Below are 18223 nucleotides of genomic sequence, written 5' to 3' on the forward strand. Positions count from 1 at the left end.
AAGCTCAGATTAGAGGGCTTCTACACTTATTGCATGACCTTTTCTTCCGAGATGCCCGCCCGCGCCCTCACTGAAGCCGTGCGCAGTGGCGCAATCTCGGTATCGGAGATCGTTTCGGAATTCGCCACGCTTGCCGACGACGCCGCGACCAATCCCGCCCGTTTCGGTATTGCCACGTCCTTGGCCGAGCACGCTGTCGACCGCGCGCGCAGCCTCACTGCCGAATCCGAACCCGCCCGGCGCGCTAGCCACGGACTCCCGCGTGACCTCCTAGGTCTGCCAGTGGCAATCAAGGACCTATTCACCATCGCTGGTGTCGAATGCACGATGGGCTCGACCAACTTGGCTTTCACCGCCACCGAAACCTCGGAACCCGTGGCGAAACTGCTGGCTCGCGGCGCGGTCCTCACGGCGACAACGCACACCTCCGAGGTCGGGATGACGGCCTACACCGAGCCGATTGGCTACCCGGCCCCAGAAAACCCCTACTTCGCCACGCCCAATCAGCTGTCCAATCAGCCGGATACCACGCCACGCACTCCCGGCGGTTCCTCGGGCGGCAGCGCGGTGGCTGTCGCAACTGGTGTCGTTCCCGCAGCTCTGGGCTCTGACGGCGGCGGTTCTATCCGTGTGCCCGCCGCCTGCTGTGGCCTCGTTGGGTTGAAGCCAGCACACGATATTGCGGGTGGAAATCTCTCCACGCCCGCCTTCCTCACTCGCACAGTCGATGACGCAGCGCTACTGGCCGGGGTGCCACTTTCCTCAACCCCGCATGTTTTCCGACGTTTCCAGCGTCCCCTTCGCATCGGTGTCACTGTCAGCCCTTTTCATGCTGAGGTGGACGTCGATAAGCGCTGGGCAAACGGTGCGTGGGCGGCGGCTGACCGTCTTGCCGACGCCGGGTACGACGTGGTGGAAGTGCCCAGCCCCTACGATCCGGCAGGTCCGGACGTGTTCGAGATTTTTCGACGGACCATCACGCGAATGGCCACGAAATTGCCGCGCGCGGACTACTCCGAGATTGTGCAGTGGATTCGAGCCTGTGGCCAGGAGATTTCCGCAGCGGAGGCGACGGCGACACATCAGCAGCGGATGGCTCTGCCCGGCGCGATTCGGTCGCGTTGGGAAGTCGATGCGGTGATTACGCCAACGCTGGCGTTTGATCCGCCGCGTATTGGGCATTTCTCTGCGTTGGCGCCGTCGGAGGACTTTGACGAGCAAACCCGGTGGACACCGTGGTTGTCGCTGTGGAATCTGACTGGGTGGGCGAGTGTGTCGGTGCCGATTGCTGTGCCGGGTACGAGCGGTGCCAGCGCCAGCACAGTGCACCCCGCCACCAGCGTCAATATCGGTGCGGTGCGCTGCGGCGAGGCAGAGCTACTGGAGATGGCTAGCGTGCTGGAGGCTGCTAACGCCAACTAGCGCACGTACTTCGCCGCCATTGCCGCCGCCTGTCCGGCGTATCCGCCACCAAAAAGCACCGCGTGCATGAGCACGGCGTAGAGCTGATGGAGTTCGCAGCTCTCGGCGAAATCCGGCAGCGGATGTACGGATTCGTAGCCACGCAAGATCTCGTCGAAATGCGTTGCCCCGAATAGCGCCAGCAGTGCCAGATCTTCCTCGCGGGCTCCGCCGTGCGCCGCGGGGTCAATCAAGATCGCGCCGTCTGCATCCCACATAAGGTTTCCCCACCACAGGTCACCGTGGACACGCGCAGCATCTGGCTCGTTGTCGAAATCCCCAGCCAAGAGGCGCTCAATGAGCTGGTCAAAGATATCTAGCTGACGGTTATTGTAGGAGCTTTCCAACTTTCCCAGCGCTGGCAGCAGACGCCCTTTGGCCCAGTATTCACCGAAGCTCTCCCGTGGAGTCAGGTCCATCTGCAGGGGCTGATCCAGTGGACCGAAGTAACCGTGCCCCTCCCACCCATCGGGGCCGGCACCCCAGCCAGCAGCGCCCAGATTGTGGGTAATGGCCAACGATTTTCCGAAATCGTACGCTGCCTGCGGAGTCGGCACCGTCGACTCAATTCGACGCAATTTCAGCGCATGCCCGCTCACGCCCAGCACCTCCACTACGCGCGCACCGCCGTCAGCTTCACCCTCGCGCAGCCAACCCAGCCCCGCCGCCTCACAGGCGAAGAAATCCCTAGGGACACCATGCCGGCTCTTGACATAAACATCCGACTCGTTGACTGCACGTTCGTTGTTCTGGTTCATTGCGGACATATTTCCAGCATATTCTTCTTCGTTCCCAACCCCTTTCAGCACGTCGCATGCAGGGTAACGCCAGCGCTACCAAGACTTGTATTGCTGTCTCGGTTCTCTTAGTCCACTGTCGTTGCCTATTCTTTATTGGTATGGAAGGCAACTTCGACGACTCGCGCATTGCCCGCGACCGATACGGTAGGCCGCTTAAAGATCGCTATGGCCGCCCCATCTACCGCCGTGTGGACGAGGCGTCGCCGAAGCATGCCCGCCCCCGTGAGGCCGATTCGCGTGGCGCTTCACGACGCCCCATCCCGCCCCGTTCCGACCGCCCATCTAGGGCAGGGGCAGCCCGCCCAGCGCCTATGCCTCCGCGCAGGTCTAGGCCGCAACCGGAACGTCGGCAGGCGCCACTGAACGAAACGCGCATTGAGTCCCGTCCACCGGTGAACCGGGCCGGTAGCGGACGCGCTGGCAGCGATCCGCGGTTTCCCCCGCCCGGATATAACCCGGATGCGGATTTCCAATCTTCCTCGCACGGCTCGTCACAGGACTACTACAGTGCCCCACAAGCAGCGAGTTCTGGCCGTGGTGGACGCCGTGGCAGTCGTGGCGGCGCCGGCGTCAGGTCTGGGTTCCGCATGCCACGCTTGCGACTGCCACGCTTGCGCTTTAAATCCATCATCCTGCTTCTCGTCATCTTCCTTGTCGTCACAATGGCACTTGTCGACATCCGCCTGACCAGGGTCGATGCGTTCTCCGGTCTGGCAGATCGCCCTGCCAATACGATGTCCTCCAACTGGTTGCTTGTCGGTTCGGACTCTCGTACGGGCTTGTCAGAGGAAGATGCCGCCAAGCTGTCGACGGGCAGTGGTGATTTCGGCCAGCGCACCGACACCATCATGATTGCCCACATTCCGGTGCTCGGTAAGCCGAAGTTGGTCAGTATCCCGCGTGACTCCTTCGTGGATATCCCGGGCAATGACAAGAACAAGATCAATGCGGCATTCGCATTTGGTGGCCCCCAGCTACTCATCGACACTGTAGAGAAAAACACTGGAATTCACATCGACCACTACGCCGAAATTGGCTTTGGCGGTTTCGCCGGTGTCGTCGACGCTGTCGGTGGTATCGAGATGTGCCCTGAAGAAGCCATCGACGATCCGCTGGCAGGCCTGAATATCCAGGCCGGTTGCCAGAAATTCGACGGCGCGGGCGCCCTGGGTTACGTGCGCACGCGTGCTACCGCCCAGGGAGACTTGGACCGCGTAGAGCGGCAGCGTGAATTCATGAGTGCGCTGATGGGACGGCTGAAATCACCTGCGGTATGGCTCAACCCCTACCGCTGGATTCGCCTGGCCAATGCTGGCACTAAGGCCGTGTTCGTCGGCGATGGTGACCATGTCTGGCATCTGACCTGGCTGATGTTGCGCATGCTCTTCGGTTCCGATTCCCTTACCGTGCCTACCTCAGGCGCCATGGATACCGGTTATGCGGGCAATGTGCTGCTCTGGGACGAAGTCGAAGCGCCAGCACTTTTTGCGGAGCTGAGATAGCCAAGAGGGCAGCTAAAACAGCTTCGGATAGCTTTCGAGACAACTAACGCGTGTGACTTAGCATTTTGCTGAGCCACACGCGTTAGTTCTTAAACCAGCTACGCCTAGTTCCGAATGGTCACCTGACGGGACACGATGGTCTCACGGGACTTGCGCTCTTCGGCGGTCAGCGGCTCTTCGCTGGCCAGCGCCTCAGCGATACGCTTGTCGGCCTCTTCCACGGCAGCAATCCAGTGGTCGTGCGGCTTGGTGTTATCCAGGTCCCAGACCGGCACCAGCAGGCCATCGGTGCGGAAGACACCAGCGAACTTAGTGCCCTCTCCCAGCGAAAGGTTGTCCGCAGCGTGCACGCGTGCCAAGGCGTCCAGCAGTGGCTTCTCATCTTCACGGCGCACCCAGCGGATGTGAGCGCGCTCGCCCGGATCAATCCACCACACAGCGCCAGCGACCTTCGCGTCCAGGCGGTATGACGGGAGAATCGCGTCGTTAGCCACGGCCAGGTTCTGCTCGATCATCGGGGTGCGTTCAATGCCCTTGGGAATCCACCACTCGAAGTCCTGGTGGACCTCCATGTTGTCGAGATCCACGGCGGTCAGGACGTCGGTAAGCGGTGCAGCCTCGCCGTCAGTAGCGGCGGAGAGCTGCTGACCCGACTCTGCGTCGCGAGCCCACGCCAGCGCACGGGAGAGATCCGCAGCGCCGTCATTGGTGCGAGTCTGCGTCTGCAGCGCGACGAAAGCCTCATTGCCCTGGTCAGCGGCACGCGTCAGTGCGGCTACGCCACCCGGCAGCACGGTGCAGACCTTGATGTCACGCTCAGCGTCAGCGACCGTGACCGGAATGACCACAGCCGGTGCGAACTCGCGGACAGCCACGATGTCAGCCTCTTCGTCGAAGTCCTTGAACGGACGCGGATTGCCCAGCAACGCTGCACGCTCAGCAGCGCGGGCTGCCAGCTTCGCCTGACGGCGGCTCATGCCCTCCGGGGCCTGATTATTCTTCTTACGAGATTTCTTTCCCACAAGGCCACAGAATACCTATTCGCAGTCCGTAATTCGCGACTGCCTGGGCTACTTATAAAAATCGTCGACGAATTCGCTCGCCGTTCCTTCGAAAAGCTGCTTGTCGACGGCCAACGCGCCCGCCTCCCCCTGTTCATCGGTAGCTTCGCTGGGGATGAAGCCCTTGGACCAAAAACCGGGCTGGGTGCGCTCGCGACCTGCCCCAACGGGAATGTTGCGATGCACTTCCTCGGGAGCCAACACGTAGCGGAGTAGCCGCGCCGTAAGGGCAGTTGTCACACAAGCTAAAACAGTGATGATTCCGGCCTGGAAGTACGTCCTGGACACGTCGGCAGCGATAAACCAACCCGTTGCAAGGGGCCACAAAACGCAGGCCAGATACCAGATAAAGCGACCTGGCCCCATTACGGCAGTGACTCCTGTTTCAGCCAACGCGACCACGGGCCCCGTGATGTTGCGCACTGGCCACATGTGCATCGTGCGCACATCCGTTGCCGTGCGCGACAGCAGTGGGCGGGCATACGTTGCGCGGTCACGCAGCACCTGGAGGGTCTTGTAGACCGAAAAACCCAGCCCAATGAGGGAAACCATTCCGCAGAGACCGAAAGCCCATGCTCCCAGTTCGCCGAGGAGGGAAACCACCAGATCCTGACCTGGACTCAGAATGCTCATCCAGATGAATACGGTAAATGCGGCGAATACGCCAGCGCCGCTCATTGCCCATCGAAAGACACTGTCCGCACGCTTGCGAACAATCTCATCGGCCTTCCAGCGCGGCGTCGCACCTGTGATGGCCGAATCCGAGACAGTCGGCTGCCAGCTCTGCTGCGGTGGCAGCACCACCTGAGGTGGGGACTGCTGTGGCTGCTGTTTTGGAGACTGCGGCGGCACAGCCCACCCCGCGTTTTCTGCCTGTTCATTAGACATTTTCCGCAGGGCTCCTCTCGTACGCGCGGCCGGCTTCTTCCGCAGTCTTTTCTCCCACGGTGTTTTTAAGTGCGCTCCCCCTAACCTACCTAAACTAGCCCGGCCCCTACCCCAGCCACTAGTCCGACCAGCTGCGAATCTTCCGCAGCATGATGCGGCTCTTACGCTGCGAACGTCCCATCTTCCGGGCCAGGTTGTTCAAAATCGCGATGGCCTCGGTAATGTGCGGCCCCTTGTTCAGCATCACGCACTCGGCACGCAGGGCGAAGGCCGCATCGGTAATCTCCGCGCGGGACGGCAGGCCGGCCTTGGCCATGTTCTCCAGCACCTGAGTACCCAGAATGGTCGGCACACCGGCTGCCTGCGCCAGCGTCAGAATCTGGCCTGGGACCTCACCCATACGGTCGAAGCCCAGCTCCACAGCCAGGTCACCACGAGCAATCATCAGACCGGACTTGGCGCGCTTCATGCTGGCGATGATGATTCCCGGCAGATTCTGGAATGCCGGAATAGTCTCAATCTTCAGCACAACACCCAGGTTCCGAGCCTTCGACGCCAGGTCCTCGCGGCCCGCAGCCTCATGTTCCGCCGCAATCTCATCGAGCACCTTGTAAACGTACTCAGCATCCCCCTGCGTGCGAATAAAGCTCACCGCAGCAATATCCGCATGCTCCACCACAAAGCGCAGGTGCTCAATGTCTTCGTCGGTAAGCGAATTGAGTGGCAGGTCGGTGTTCGGCAGATTGATGCCCTTATGCGCCGCCAGCGGCTGACCATTCGGCTTCGTACGCAGGACACGCAGCCGGGCATCGACGTGACTATCTTCGCTTGACGACGTCTCGGAGACCTCAACCACCTCAGCGCCGAGCGCACCGTCGTCGAAAAGCACCGGATTGCCCGGCTTCAGAGCCGCCACGGCAGACGGCAGCGAACAGGAGACGCGTGGAATTTCATCGTCAGTGCGTGGAATGGTGGTGATTTCCTCGCGGCTGGTGAGAATAAACTCATCACCGGTGTGGAAGCGCAGCTTTTGCACGGTCGGTGGCACGCCACCAGCGCGCGTGACCTCGTAGTTGCTGCGCAGGTGTGTTCCCTCGGCAATCCAGGCGTTCTTTTCGCCCTCGGCGAGGACAGCCTCGACCTCGCCCTCGGAGTCGGTGTCGATGCGCACAACAGTGAAGTGACGCTTCGCCGAGCGGGAGTCATGCAGCGTAATGACATCGTCAAGCTGCAGCTGTTCCAACCACCCCTGATCTGCTTCCAACGGCAGTGCGGGACGCCCCGGCAAATCGCTCGGAGCTGGCTTGGGGTGCTCATCCAGTCGCGGAGTCAGCCAAATCTTGGACTTGGAGATGACCGTGCCAGCGTCGTCACGCACAACACGGGCGCGCCCCACACGCGGCCCCGGTTCGATATCGCCCGTGCGCAGCTTCGGACCAGCCAGATCCATGGACACGAAGATGCGGCGACCGGCCTTCTCAGCTGCAGCATTGACGTTGTCAATCATGCGGCTCCACTGCTCAGGTCCGTCGTGGGCGCAGTTGATGCGAGCGAGATCCATGCCAGCGGCAGCGAAGCTCTCCACCAACTCTGCATCGTCGGCGGCCTCGGCGGGCAGGGTCACCATAATGTGCGAAGTGACATCCGCGCGCTCCTGACCGAACAGCTCGGTGGCGTTGTTATCCAGGGCAATATCCGCGCGCTCATCGTCGGCAATAATGCGGGCGACATCGATGTCTGAGGTGCGCCCCGCCAGCGCCAACAGCGCGTTGAGAGCGAGCTCAAGGCGCCCCCGGGTGAAAGTCTCCACCGTGGTCAGACTGGTCACGCCGAGGTCGTGCAAGCTGTTTTGCAGCTCACGGATGTCAATTGTGCGCAGGTGTGCGTAGTGCAGCAGGTTTTCCGCGTGCCGACGGCGCTCTTCCGGCACCTCTGCGAGCAGTGCAGAAGCCTCCACCGAGACGTCGTCCAACTCTGTGATCAGATCAGTGACCTTGCTGATGAGGTCATCCAGACGCGGTACGGCCGCGCCGCTTTCAGTGTTGTCAGTTGCTGTGTCTTGAGGGCTCTGCGCTGCCATAGAGAAGGCACTCCTGTGTTGAAGACGAAGCGTTGGCCAGAGTCGGCCACGCGGGCCAATAGAAGGTGGGCATTCTCATTCTCAAATGAGACGGCCGAAAGCGCATGTCGAGAAGACATCTACTCTCGCTACCAGCAGTTACTTCCAGAATGGATCCTGCACATCTCGGAGCGTCTGAATGGACTTGTCCAGCTGCTTCTTTTCGTATTCGTCCAGCTCAAGCTCGATAACGCGGCGAATTCCTCGACGGTTCACAATGGCTGGTGTTCCGATGAACACGTCCTCATGACCGTATTCACCTTGCAAGTATGCGGAGACCGGCAGAGCTACCTCTTGGTTCTGGAAAATGGCGCGCGTAATGCGGGCCAGCCCCATACCGATTCCGTAGGAAGTGGAGCCCTTGGCATCGATAATCTCGTAGGCGGCATCACGGGTTCGGATGAAGATGTCCTCCAGCTCGTCGTGAAGCGTGGGGTCGGCGGCGAGGCGCTTGGACAGACTGACGCCTGCAACGTTGGCGCTGGACAACACCGGCAGCTCGGAGTCGCCGTGTTCACCAATGATGTATGCGTGCACGCTCATCGGGGAAACATCGTAGTATTCACCCAGCATGTAACGGAAACGTGCGGTGTCCAGGATGGTGCCGGAGCCGAAGACACGGTTGTGTGGCAGCCCGGAGTACTTCCACGCGGCGTATGTGAGTACGTCGACGGGGTTGGAGGCGATCAGTAGGAGCCCATCAAAACCGCTGGCCATGACGGAATCGACGATGGACTTCATAATTTTCATGTTCTTGTCCACCAGCTGTAGGCGAGTCTCGCCGGGCTTTTGTGCTGCGCCTGCACAGATGACTACCAGCGCGGCATCGTCACAGTCGGCGTACGTGCCCTGAGTGACTTTGGTGCGCGACGACGCCCACACGACGCCATGGTTTAAGTCCATGACGTTGCCCATCGTCTTCTTTTCGTCGATGTCAATGATTGCCAAATGGTCGACAGTGCCTTGGTTGACCAGTGAGTACGCATATGCCACGCCGACGTCGCCAGCGCCGATCAGCACGACCTTATTTCCTGTGGATAGCTTCATAGCCCTCGGATCCTTCTCAACCGATTCGGAAAACGTTGCGACACCCCACAGGCTACGCTTTGTGCGGAAAACTGGCGCGAGATGAATAAACCCCGTGGAAAAAATTTTGCCATGATGGGAGTTATGGGATTCCTGCGTCGCGCATTTACTTCGATTGCGCCCTCGATTGCGTCTACGGGCAACACACCTGTAGCTCAGCCAATCGAAACCACCAGGACAGTGCGAGCTGCACGAGCAGCGCGAACGGGAATTACAGGAGTCGCTGGCACAGCTGGCATGGCCAAAGCGCTGGGCGCAGTCGGCACCGGCAGTCTGATGGCGACCAAAGTCTTTCGCGAACGTCTCCTAGGTACCGGCCCTGGCACTATCCGCAGCGCACTGCGAGCGGGCATTCCCTCCAACCCCGGTCTAATTGGTGCAGAAATTGCGTCATGGGCTGCCTTTAGCCCCTCGCTGATGCCGCGTACTCGGATCGCCACCGTTACTGTGACCTTCCTGGCACAGCTGGCGGGCCATGTCACCGGGGTGGCTATCGGCTATGGCTACAACACGACGATGCGGCGTCTGGCCAGCACTCCGCTCAGCCGCTTTGCGCCGGCACCTCGACACGAGCGCGCACTGGCCGTGACCTGGCATGTTGCCACCACGGCCACCACCGCGGCGCTGTGGCTGCGCTCCATTTCCCAGCAGCGCGAAATTGGCCGCCTGGTGGGCAAGGATGAGCAGGAATCCGCACGCAGCCAGTTCGCCTCCACAATGATTGCCAGTGGTCTCTACCTGACCACTCGGGGGCTCTCCGCGCTGGCCAATCGCGGCTATGACTTACTGCGGGACAACCTCCGCCCCTGGCTGCCGCGCGGTCTCGCCCCGGTTCTCAGCGGTGCCATCGTCGGTGGTGCCGTGGCCGCCAGCATTGATCGACTGCTTATCCGTCGGACTTTGGAGTCCATCGCCAAGAAGTCCCGATACCTGAATACCCTGGTAGTTCCAGGCCGCATGCAGCCCTGGGAGCCGGAACGTTCCGGGAGTCCATGGTCTTTGGAGCCGTGGTACGCACTCGGCGCCGAGGGGCGCGTCTTCGTCGCCGAAGGCCCCCGTGCCCGAGATTTGGCGGTGGTCACTGGCAAGCCGCTCTCCGAACTGCAGGAACCCATCCGCATTTATGCGGGCAAGGTGCCAGGTCGTTCTCTGCGGGAACAGGCGGAGCTCATCATCCGCGAGATGCACCGCACCGGCGCGTTTCGGCGCGATCATCTGGTTGTCTTCACCACCACCGGCACCGGTTGGGTGCCACCGTGGTCGGCGCAGGCTGCAGAGTTCTTGACCCTTGGCAACTGCGCCACTGTCGCTCTGCAGTACTCTGACCTCCCCTCCCCAGTGGCATGGCTAACGGACCACGAAACCCCAATCGCGGCTGGCCACACCCTTATCCATCGGGTGTTGCAGGAAGTCGACAAGATGCCGGAGAACGACCGGCCAAAGGTCTACGTCGCCGGTGAATCCCTCGGCGGGTTTGGCGGTCTCGGCGCATTCGAGAATTCCGCTGACATGCTCGCACGCGTCGACGGTGCTGTCTGGACGGGCGCACCACAGTTCTCCGCGATGTGGAAAGAGCTGACGCACCGTCGGACAAAGGGGTCTCCGGAAATCGCTCCAGTCATCGACGAGGGGCGAAACATCCGCTTCGCTACGCGCCCCGACGAGCTGTACCACTCCTTCTATGGCACCAAGTTCGGGCCGTGGGAATTCCCGCGCGTCGCATTCCTGCAGCATGCCTCTGACCCCATCGTTTGGTGGGATTACCCACTGGCCTGGCGCCGCCCCGACTGGCTTGCAGAGCGCGTCGGCCGCGATGTTCTCCCCTCCATGCGCTGGCATCCGTTCGTCACCTTCTGGCAGGTGCTTATCGACGGCCTCGCCTCCGTCACCGTCCCCGGTGGTCACGGCCACCGGTACGAGGAAGAAATGTTGCCAACGTGGGCTTCCATCCTCGACATTCCGCTTGACGACGACCTGGGTGGCGCAGCCGGAATGCGCTTCAAGCGCGTGAGTAAGTGGATTCGCCGCACTCAGCCGCCGCGTTCATAAACTTGTGACAGATATCCCTGAACAGCATTTTTTATGAATTTCGCATTAATTGTATTGCTTAAATGGTTGCGCATCCACTCATCTTGAGTACCATCGACGGCACAACCTAAAAACGTGTTGAGGAGGAGTTTTCCTAATGACTAAGTACGAACTTCCTGAGCTGGATTACGCTTACGACGCTCTGGAGCCGCACATCTCCGGCGAGATTATGGAGCTGCACCACAGCAAGCACCACGCTAATTACGTCAACGGCGCCAACGCTGCTCTGGAGAAGCTCGCTGCTGCTCGCGAGTCCGGCGACTTCGCAGCTGTTACCGGCCTGTCCAAGGACCTGGCCTTTAACCTGGGTGGCCACACCAACCACTCCCTGTTCTGGAAGCTGCTGTCCCCGAACGGTGGCGGCCAGCCGACCGGTGAGCTGGCTGAGGCTATCGAGCGCGACTTCGGCTCTTTCGAGAAGTTCCAGGCTCACTTCAACGCTGCTGCTCTGGGCCTGCAGGGCTCCGGCTGGGCTGTTCTGGGTTACGACACCATTGCAGAGCGCCTGGTTATTGAGCAGATGACGGATCAGCAGGGCAACCTGTCCATCAACCTGAAGCCGGTTCTGCTGCTGGATATGTGGGAGCACGCTTTCTACCTGCAGTACAAGAACGTCAAGGCTGACTACGTCAAGGCTGTCTGGAACGTCTTCAACTGGGATTACGCTGCAGAGCTGTTCGCAGCTGCCAAGTAATTTCAGCTAACAGCGCGCGGCTTTTTACGCGTCCCTGCCGCGCGCTAAAGATGGCTTACCGGCTCGCTGACGGGGCTTACCCTCAGCGGGTCGGTTTTTTGTGTCTTGTTTGAGACCACTTTTGGTATTTCCCGGGCGGCACACGTAGCCGTCGTTTAGCGTTAGTGCCCATGAACACCAGCAACAATGTCAACGTCGCCTATGAACACCTCGCCGTAGCTGATTCAGAGGCGGCGAAAATCGCTGTCGTCAGTTTGGACCGCGGAGACAAACTCAACGGTCTAACACTTGAGATGCTGACCGAGCTGTCCGCCGTCGCCCGGAAACTGGCAGCTGACCGTGATCTGCGTGGCGTAATCCTACGTGGCGAGGGCAAATCGTTTTGCGCTGGACTCGATTTCGCCTCGGCATTTAAGAAGCCCTCACGCATCCTGCGCTCATTCGTCCCCGATATCCACGGCACAAACCTGTTCCAGCGCGCCTGCTGGGACTGGCGAGGCCTGCCGGTGCCGGTCATTGCGGCGGTGCATGGGCACTGCTACGGCGGTGGTCTACAGATTGCACTAGGTGCTGATTTCCGCATTACTACGAGCGATGCCAAGTGGTCAATCCTCGAAGCGAAGTGGGGACTGATTCCGGATATGTCCGGTATGCGAACCATCCTCGATGAGGTCAGCGCCGATACTGCACGTTGGCTGACCATGTCTGGCGAAGAACTCAACGGCAAGGAAGCAACTGAGATCGGTCTGGCGACGTGGGCCGTGGACACGGAGGACGCTGCACTCAAGCTGTCCAAGGAGAAGTTGGCACAGCTGGCGACACGCTCGCCGGATCAGCTGGCGGCGACGAAGCGGCTTTTCCGCGATGTGCACCGCTCTCCTCGCGCAACATTCCGTGCCGAGCGCACACAGCAGCTGCTGCTGTTAGCCCGCAAGAACACGGCCATTATTCGCAATGCTGCGATGAAGAAGGTCTCACCTAAGTTCGCCCGGCGCGGCACGTGGGCGCGTGGTTAGCGCGCTAAGGAACCGGCAGGTCATCCCCATGCGGCAGGTCCGCGGCCGCGCGCTGTGAATCCAGCCAGTCGCGGACGTGGGCTACCGATCGGCAGTCATCGCCGTTGTAGCGCAGCAGCATGGCGCGAGCCTCGGCTTGCGTGAGCTTTTCAAAGGACTGTTCCGAGACAAAGTCAAGGTCAGTGGCCGTCGCAATGCGATACAGATCCAGCGATGCCTCGCCGTCAACATCGGCGTCGCGCCAGTGGAAGCCCGACCACGGGGCCACGACTTTAAGCCCCATGCCGACGGTGGAGAGGATCTGGCGACGGGCGACCTTCAGCATGTCCACCCAGTCCTCCGAGGCAATGAACTTGTCCACTTCTTCGCGGGTCGGCACCCGCACAATCTTTGTCGGGCCAGCTGCCTCGGAACTGGAACCAGCCGCATCGCCTGTAGCCAGCTCCGCCGAATCTGCGGGCACCACAAATTCCTGGCCGCCGAACCGGGTGGCGCTCTGACGCAGCCAATAGTTCTCACCCTCTGCCGCCCAGCAATAGGCGCGGAAGGTCTTGCCTTGTTCATGCGCCGCATTTCGACGACGCATCAGGTAATCCCAGAAAATCGCAAAGTTCCTGGCCTCTGCCGTGCCACCGAGCCCTTCTGGCCCCGGTGGCTCCCAGGTGATAAACCCGCGGTAGTCCTCCCCAGGCACCCACGTTCCCCACAGGTAGGCGCCATCGTTGGGGTACGCCTCCATATCGATATCCATCTCAATATCGCCACGCGTGGCCGATGTCTTAGCGGCTACCCGGAGCGCGTCGACGTCGGCAAGCCGCGCCCTCGCCATCCACACCTGCTCCTTGCTGACGTGCGGAGTGTTGGTACTGGCCTGCGCCAGTGCCGTGACTGTGTCGATGCCCACACTGCGCAACCGCATGGACTTATCGCCAGGTAGGAGGAGGGAAATATCGTCACTTGCGGTCAGCTCATCCAAGCAAAGGTCGTGGTGACGGCAGGTTCGGCACTCCCGGATGCGCCGTGGCGCCAGCGGCCAGGTGCCTGGCGTAAACCGTGACGGTCGCCCCTGAGTGGCAGCGACGGCATCACGCGCATCCCGCAACGCCATCCGGTACGAGGCCACGCGCGAACCTTCATCGGCAATGACAATATGCCGTGTATCCAGGTTCATCCCGGTGGCACTAATCGCCCCCACCAGACCACAGGACACGCCCAGGCGGTGCAGTATCGCCGCTGCCTGCCCAAGCTTCACAGCATCGGGTCCGTAATGCCGTAGCTTCCACTCGTCCGTGACAACCATCGCCTGACGCAGGGTCCGCCCCATCACGCCAGCACGCCCGAGCCGATCAACGCCCAGCAGTCGCACCTTCATCGCCGCCGCACGCGCCGCATTGCTTGACGACGGCTTACGCCGCCGGCCCGGTTTGCGCGCAGAGAGCAGGTGCCGTGTGACAACCAGGACCGGCATGTACGTCGGTGAGGTCGTCTGTGGTGAATCATCGACCTTGACCAGCAGATCGGGGTGGCAAATCTCGTCGATTCCCGAGTACACCCCACCGGGAATCGGACGCTCATGCATGAGCACGCCACCGGTGATGACGCTTTCTCCGCGGGCGATGGCCTCAAGGGTATCCAGGTGAGCGTCCGGTCCCGAGGCCACTGTGTACAGGCCGGGGATGGACGCGATGGACGTCGGCAAGCGGTGCTCATGGTGAGAAGCAGGTTCGACTAGCCGCCCCTCGCGGAGGTCGAGGCTCAGCCGGTAGCGGCAGCCGATGAGGTCGCTCGCGTGGAGAAGCGGGCGCGAAACGGATGAATCAGTCACAATGAGAATTAGCGTATCGCCACTCGGTAGGAAGTTTCACGTTAAGCTTGGATAGCAAGAATCGTGATGCAGCCACTGCATCTGGCAAGCGCACTCCGGCGCGGTGGGGTTTACGGGTTTTCCGCCCCACTTTTCCGGAGGGACTATCTGCGAGCAACTAGGCGAAGGAAAAAATGAGCTTCTTGGGTGACATCCGTGAGCGTCGGCGCGAAACCGCCAAGCAGGTGAAGGCTGCCAAGGCGAAGGCTAAGGAAGAGGCTCGCCACGCAGCTCGACTTAATCGCAAGGCACATAAGGCTGAGGTCAAGGCCGCTAAGCGCGACCAGAAGCACCAACACAAGCTGGAGCTGAAGGAGGCCGCTGGCCGCGTTCGTTCTGAGGAAAAGCTCGGTAAGAAGGAACTCAAGCTGGAAAACCGTGCTCTGAAGCGCGCGGAGAAGATCCGCAAGGCGAGTGCCAAGGACGAGAAGAAGGCGCTGGCCGCCAAGCAGCGCCACCAGACCAAGATGGCCGAGAAGATCCTGCAACAGCAGCGCAGCCAGGGCTTCAACAAGGACAAGGCAAAGTCGTGGATCGGTGGCGCACGCCTGCTGGTACCGGTGCTGGTTCCGCTGGCCTACCGCGCCATCACTGCCATTCAGCGCCGTGAACACTCTTCGGCCGCGCAGAAGTTCGGTGTTTCCGCTAATGATGCCGCTCGTTACCAGGGGCACGGTGCGCCGCTGCTGGCCCGCATTGAGGCCACTCGTGGTTCACTGACAGAGCTGCGTAAGTCGGGTGTCAAGGGTACCGATGGTTTTATCAAGGACGCCAACTCGCGTCTGGATGTCATGACTGACGCCATTAACACTGCCGAGAAGATGACCCCGGAGCAGCGTCGTCGCGCACACCACTCCATTACCGCAGAGCTGGATTCTCTGGATCGCCAGATCATTTCGGAGCTGGGCGCGTAAACCTGGCCGCTTCGGGTTAAGGCCACTCGCCGAGATTCGTCGAACTAAGCGCGACTGTTGTTGAGCAGCAATAGTCGCGCTTTCGCTCTTAGTACCCCCGTATCGGGCTATTTTCTCCCTCCGATGGCGCTACGGACTGAGAACTACTGTAATGAGGGCTATGCCATCTTCAGATAAATCTCAGACTGCAGCCTCGGATCTGAACGGCGCAGTCTCGAACAGCGACGCAACAGCCCAAAAGCCATTCACCCCTACTCGTCGTGCCGTACTGCGTGCCGGCGCTACCGGTGCTGCTGCTGGCGCCATCGGCCTGGCGACCGCTACTAGTGCGGGGGCCAATCCTGAGTCGCAGTCCCCAGCTAATGCTGGCGGTTCTGGTGGTTTTCAGGTCTTCCAACACGGTGTGGCCTCTGGCGATCCACTGCCGGACTCCGTTCTTATCTGGACTCGTGTGACATCGCACCCAGGCGACACCGCAGGTGCAAACCAGGGCCGCCCTGTTGCACTGAAGTGGGAAGTCGCTTCTGATGAGGGCTTCGGCAACATCGTTGCCTCTGGTGCCCTGAACACCGACCCGGATGCTGACAACACCGTCAAGATCGATGTCAAGGGTCTCTCCGCTGATTCCTACTACTTCTACCGCTTTACCGTCACCGCTGGTAATCACGCGGGCCAGGTTTCCCCGATTGGCCAGACTCGCACTGCGCCGCCGGTGAACTCCTCGCCAGATCACCTGGGCATCGCGCTGACCTCCTGCGCTAACTGGGAAAGTGGCTTCTTCTCCGCTTACCGCGATATGGCGGAAAATGACCGCATCGACATCATTATGTGTGTCGGTGACTACATCTACGAGTACGAGGCCGGTGGCTACTCCGGCAAGGGCCCGGTTCGTGACCACAAGCCGGCTCACGAGATTATTTCTCTCGCTGACTACCGCCTGCGCTACGCCACCTACCGCACCGATGCGGACCTGCAGGAAGCTCACCGCGCAAAGCCGTGGATTGTGACCTGGGATGACCACGAGGTCGCCAACGATGATTGGCACAGTGGCGCTGAGAACCACGACCCGGAGACCGAAGGCGACTACGTTGCCCGCCGCGACGCCGCTATCCAGGCTTACCTGGAGTGGCTGCCGGTTCGCGCTGTCCCCTTCTCCCAGGGCGGCAAGCTCTACCGCAGCTTCCGTTTCGGCGATCTCGCCGACCTGACCATGCTGGACCTGCGCACCTACCGTGACCAGCAGCTGAAGTTCATCCGCGCTGGCGAAACCGATGATGAGAGTCGCTCCATGCTCGGCTCTGAGCAGTTCAATTACCTGCTCGGCCAGTGGCGTTCCTCGAGCGCAAAGTGGCGTGTCGTGGGCAACTCCGTCATGTTCACTCCAGTGCTGGTTCCGCCGCTGGATCCGGAGGCCACTCGCGCTGTCACTGAGCTGCTGAGCTTGCCTCAGGACGGCCTGCCGTACAACTTGGATCAGTGGGATGGCTACGCTGCTGAGCGTCGTAAGCTGATCGACATCATGGGTAAGGAGGGCTACGACAACGTTGTCTTCCTCACCGGCGATATTCACTCCTCCTGGAACTGCAACGTACCGAAGGTCCCGGGCCAGTACCCGAGTGCCGGTATTGCCGCCATTGAGATTGTCTGTACTTCCGTCAGCGCCCCGAACATCGATGACATTGTGAAGCTGCCTCAGGACAACCCGATTTCCTTGGCTGCTACCGCTGGACTCAAGGCTGCGAACCCGTACGTCAACTACCTCGAGTTCGACCGCCACGGCTACACCGCTGTCTACTTCGGCCGCGAGGACGTTACCTCTGAGTACCGCCTCGTCGAGGTCAAGGAGGAACCGAACCAGCCACTTTTCGTCGCCGCTACCTACCGAGGCAAGCCTGGTGAGGGCATGACCCAGGCTTAAGCGCCTTCTCATCCTTTCGCTTTCCGACGACCACTGAGAGCGCACCCCGCATTGCGCTCTCAGTAGCGTAGTTGCTGTTCACGACGGCCCTGCACAACATGCAGGGCCGTCTTTTTATTACCCCAAGTTCTTGTGCACAATTAATCGAATTATTAACAAACCATGTATTCGATATAAGTTGCACAATCTAACTCAATTATCGTCAATAGACATTAAATTTCTTTGCACTTATACTGTGGGGGAAAGAAAACAGGGCTTGATATTAATTTGAAATTTCACCGTATTGAAGTTTCACCGTAAGCCTTCTTCATTATTACAAGTTCAGCACCAAGCTTAGGCAGGGATTCTATGGCACGCCGCGAACTAATTCAGTACATCGACGACCTCGATGGGACTCCGCTTGATTCCGCAGATCACCAAGTCGTTCGTTTCTCTTTCCGCGGTAAGAACTACATTCTCGACCTCTCTCAGGAAAATGCTGAGAAGTTCGAGCAGGTATTAGAACCGTATATTGCGAACGCTTCTATTGATCACAGCACGGTTGTAGCTCCGCGTAAGCGCTCTTCCGCTAATCCCAATGCCGCTGAGGCCCGTGATCGCAATCGCAAGATTCGCCAGTGGGCACGAGAGAATGGCATGGATGTTGCAGACCGCGGTGCGCTGCCAAAGCACATTATTGAAAAGTACGAGAGCGCTAACTAGTTCTCACCCAGGTTCGTTTGCCTTCCACTGGGTTTCACCCAGGTTTACTATCTTTAAAACAGGGTCCCGCCACAGCGGGGCCCTGTTTTAAAGTTGGGGCAGGTGATTCG

Annotated in this window: 14 protein-coding genes; 8 read left to right on the forward strand and 6 right to left on the reverse strand. The window is 60.3% G+C overall.

Going from position 1 to position 18223, the window contains the following annotated elements:
* Positions 1-33: 33 nt before the first annotated feature.
* Complete coding sequence (locus EGX79_10875) at positions 34-1422, forward strand: amidase (GenBank protein ID AYX82628.1); 1389 nt, start codon at positions 34-36, stop codon at positions 1420-1422.
* Here EGX79_10875 and EGX79_10880 read toward each other — a convergent pair.
* Positions 1419-2228, reverse strand: a complete 810-nt coding sequence (locus EGX79_10880) for a fructosamine kinase (GenBank protein AYX82629.1) — start codon at positions 2226-2228, stop codon at positions 1419-1421. The genes EGX79_10875 and EGX79_10880 overlap by 4 nt on opposite strands.
* A gap of 47 nt (positions 2229-2275) precedes the next feature.
* On the opposite strand from EGX79_10880, the gene EGX79_10885 reads away from it, so the two are divergent.
* Complete coding sequence (locus EGX79_10885) at positions 2276-3763, forward strand: LytR family transcriptional regulator (GenBank protein ID AYX82630.1); 1488 nt, start codon at positions 2276-2278, stop codon at positions 3761-3763.
* Positions 3764-3867: 104 nt separating this feature from the next.
* Here EGX79_10885 and EGX79_10890 read toward each other — a convergent pair whose 3' ends face one another.
* The 4 genes from EGX79_10890 to EGX79_10905 form a co-directional block, all read right to left on the reverse strand.
* Complete coding sequence (locus EGX79_10890; GenBank protein ID AYX82631.1) at positions 3868-4785, reverse strand: preprotein translocase subunit SecA; 918 nt, start codon at positions 4783-4785, stop codon at positions 3868-3870.
* A 48-nt stretch (positions 4786-4833) separates the two neighbouring features.
* Positions 4834-5712, reverse strand: a complete 879-nt coding sequence (locus tag EGX79_10895) for a hypothetical protein (GenBank protein AYX82632.1) — start codon at positions 5710-5712, stop codon at positions 4834-4836.
* Between the two features lie 118 nt (positions 5713-5830).
* Positions 5831-7792, reverse strand: coding sequence for a pyruvate kinase (locus EGX79_10900; protein AYX82633.1), 1962 nt, complete (start codon positions 7790-7792; stop codon positions 5831-5833).
* A 138-nt stretch (positions 7793-7930) separates the two neighbouring features.
* The gene (locus EGX79_10905) at positions 7931-8878 is read right to left on the reverse strand and encodes an L-lactate dehydrogenase (protein AYX82634.1); all 948 of its coding nucleotides are present in this window, start codon (positions 8876-8878) and stop codon (positions 7931-7933) included.
* Positions 8879-8989: 111 nt separating this feature from the next.
* On the opposite strand from EGX79_10905, the gene EGX79_10910 reads away from it, so the two are divergent.
* From EGX79_10910 to EGX79_10920, 3 genes are all read left to right on the forward strand, one after another.
* The gene (locus EGX79_10910; protein ID AYX82635.1) at positions 8990-10966 is read left to right on the forward strand and encodes a hypothetical protein; all 1977 of its coding nucleotides are present in this window, start codon (positions 8990-8992) and stop codon (positions 10964-10966) included.
* A 136-nt stretch (positions 10967-11102) separates the two neighbouring features.
* Complete coding sequence (locus tag EGX79_10915; protein AYX82636.1) at positions 11103-11699, forward strand: superoxide dismutase; 597 nt, start codon at positions 11103-11105, stop codon at positions 11697-11699.
* Positions 11700-11869: 170 nt separating this feature from the next.
* A complete protein-coding gene (locus EGX79_10920; protein AYX82637.1) occupies positions 11870-12715 on the forward strand; it encodes a crotonase/enoyl-CoA hydratase family protein in 846 nt (281 codons plus the stop codon).
* A 4-nt stretch (positions 12716-12719) separates the two neighbouring features.
* Here EGX79_10920 and EGX79_10925 read toward each other — a convergent pair whose 3' ends face one another.
* Positions 12720-14540, reverse strand: a complete 1821-nt coding sequence (locus EGX79_10925) for a recombinase RecB (protein ID AYX82638.1) — start codon at positions 14538-14540, stop codon at positions 12720-12722.
* 173 nt (positions 14541-14713) lie between these two features.
* Here EGX79_10925 and EGX79_10930 point away from each other — a divergent pair, with 173 nt between their 5' ends.
* The 3 genes from EGX79_10930 to EGX79_10940 all read left to right on the forward strand — a co-directional run bounded on the left by EGX79_10930 (position 14714) and on the right by EGX79_10940 (position 18113).
* Positions 14714-15493, forward strand: coding sequence for a hypothetical protein (locus EGX79_10930; protein AYX82639.1), 780 nt, complete (start codon positions 14714-14716; stop codon positions 15491-15493).
* 151 nt (positions 15494-15644) lie between these two features.
* Positions 15645-17411, forward strand: coding sequence for an alkaline phosphatase (locus tag EGX79_10935; GenBank protein AYX82640.1), 1767 nt, complete (start codon positions 15645-15647; stop codon positions 17409-17411).
* Positions 17412-17759: 348 nt separating this feature from the next.
* Positions 17760-18113, forward strand: coding sequence for an Lsr2 family protein (locus tag EGX79_10940; GenBank protein ID AYX82641.1), 354 nt, complete (start codon positions 17760-17762; stop codon positions 18111-18113).
* Positions 18114-18223 lie beyond the last annotated feature (110 nt).

This window comes from Corynebacterium jeikeium (genome assembly GCA_003955985.1).
Lineage (GTDB): Bacteria > Actinomycetota > Actinomycetes > Mycobacteriales > Mycobacteriaceae > Corynebacterium > Corynebacterium jeikeium_D.

Coding starts and splice junctions, on each gene's coding strand:
- EGX79_10930 (AYX82639.1), top strand. CDS start 14,714: ATGAGCTTCTTGGGTGACATCCGTGAGCGTCGGCGCGAAACCGCCAAG.
- EGX79_10885 (AYX82630.1), top strand. CDS start 2,276: ATGCAGGGTAACGCCAGCGCTACCAAGACTTGTATTGCTGTCTCGGTT.
- EGX79_10935 (AYX82640.1), top strand. CDS start 15,645: ATGAGGGCTATGCCATCTTCAGATAAATCTCAGACTGCAGCCTCGGAT.
- EGX79_10875 (AYX82628.1), top strand. CDS start 34: ATGACCTTTTCTTCCGAGATGCCCGCCCGCGCCCTCACTGAAGCCGTG.
- EGX79_10905 (AYX82634.1), bottom strand. CDS start 8,878: ATGAAGCTATCCACAGGAAATAAGGTCGTGCTGATCGGCGCTGGCGAC.
- EGX79_10910 (AYX82635.1), top strand. CDS start 8,990: ATGATGGGAGTTATGGGATTCCTGCGTCGCGCATTTACTTCGATTGCG.
- EGX79_10895 (AYX82632.1), bottom strand. CDS start 5,712: ATGTCTAATGAACAGGCAGAAAACGCGGGGTGGGCTGTGCCGCCGCAG.
- EGX79_10940 (AYX82641.1), top strand. CDS start 17,760: ATGGCACGCCGCGAACTAATTCAGTACATCGACGACCTCGATGGGACT.
- EGX79_10900 (AYX82633.1), bottom strand. CDS start 7,792: ATGGCAGCGCAGAGCCCTCAAGACACAGCAACTGACAACACTGAAAGC.
- EGX79_10880 (AYX82629.1), bottom strand. CDS start 2,228: ATGTCCGCAATGAACCAGAACAACGAACGTGCAGTCAACGAGTCGGAT.
- EGX79_10920 (AYX82637.1), top strand. CDS start 11,870: ATGAACACCAGCAACAATGTCAACGTCGCCTATGAACACCTCGCCGTA.
- EGX79_10915 (AYX82636.1), top strand. CDS start 11,103: ATGACTAAGTACGAACTTCCTGAGCTGGATTACGCTTACGACGCTCTG.